The 1,475-nt window shown below is 44.1% G+C and carries 1 pseudogene; it reads left to right on the forward strand.

The window, feature by feature from the left end:
• Positions 1-184: 184 nt before the first annotated feature.
• A pseudogene (locus AB4496_RS23910) lies at positions 185-1,475 on the forward strand (5-methyltetrahydropteroyltriglutamate--homocysteine S-methyltransferase); the annotation flags it as partial.

Raw genomic sequence — 1,475 nt, forward strand, 5'->3', positions numbered from 1 at the left:
GATTTAATAAATTAGCGGTTAGATTATTAAAGATGAAAATTATTAATAAACAAGATGAATATTTGGACCTTGTTCATCGTTCAGATTAGGGAGATAGTTTAGCCATCCAGACGCCTTTGTTAAAAATGCAATCATTACAGGCAGTCTGACCGGAAATTAAAATTATCGAATAAGGAACACACACATGACGACAACAACGCATATTCTTGGCTACCCACGTATCGGTGAAAAACGCGAACTCAAATTCACTCTCGAGAAGTACTGGCGCGGTGAGATCGATCAATCTGAGCTTAAGCAGATCGGCAGTGAATTAAGAAATCGTAACTGGAATGTACAAGCTGACGCGAATCTAAGCTTTGCAACTGCGGGTGACTTCGCATGGTATGACCATGTACTAACTACGACTCTACTTCTAGGTCACGTTCCCAAGCGCCATGCTGGTGGATCAGAAGATGAAAAATCCTTCCCAGATTTAGATACCTTGTTCCGTGTAGGTCGCGGTCAGTCTCAAGTTCAATCTACTTGCTGCGGTGGTTCGCATACGTCGAATGATGTCACTAAAGACAGTTCAGCTGCTTCTGACATGACCAAGTGGTTCAACACTAACTACCACTACATTGTTCCTGAGTTCAGCAAAGATGACTCTTTTGAAGTCAACTGTTTGATGAAGTGAATGAAGCGATTAAAGCAGGACACAAAGTTAAGCCTGTACTCCTTGGGCCACTCTCTTACTTATACCTAGGCAAAGAAGTGGAAGAAGGGTTTGACCGCTTATCTCTACTTCCTCGCCTTCTTACCGCGTATCAAGCCATTTTGGCAAAGCTCTCAAAGCTTGGCGTAGAGTGGGTCCAAATTGATGAGCCAATCCTGGCTTTGGAGCTTGATAATCAGTGGGTAGATTCATTCAAGCTGGCTTACCAAGTGATTCAAGGCGATGTAAAACTACTACTTACCACTTACTTTGATTCGGTCACAGATACATTAGATAAAATCGTAGATCTGCCTATAAACGGCTTACATATCGACTTAGTAGCAGCACCGCAGCAACTCGATGAAGTGGTTAATAAGTTACCGGAAGATTGGGTACTTTCTGCGGGTGCAATCAATGGACGCAATGTGTGGCGAGCTGACTTAGCCGCGCAGCTTGAGTTACTGCAACCTGTGAAAGACAAACTAGGAGATAAGCTTTGGATCGCAAGTTCATGTTCATTGCTGCATAGTCCTGTTGATTTGGAGTTAGAAGAAACGCTTAGCGAAGAAGTGAAGAGTTGGTTTGCCTTCGCAAAACAGAAAGTCACCGAGGTGAGCTTGTTGGGTGCGGCGTTAGACGGCGATCAAAATGCCATTTTGGCGTGTGAGACTTACAGCCAACCAATTGTTGCCCGTAAGAACGCGACTCATGTGAACAAGCCACAAGTTCAGGCTCGTATCAATACCATTACCAAAGCACTGGCAGAACGCAGTGCTCCATACGC

The organism is Vibrio sp. 10N.222.46.A1 (assembly GCF_041473595.1).
GTDB lineage: Bacteria > Pseudomonadota > Gammaproteobacteria > Enterobacterales > Vibrionaceae > Vibrio > Vibrio tasmaniensis_A.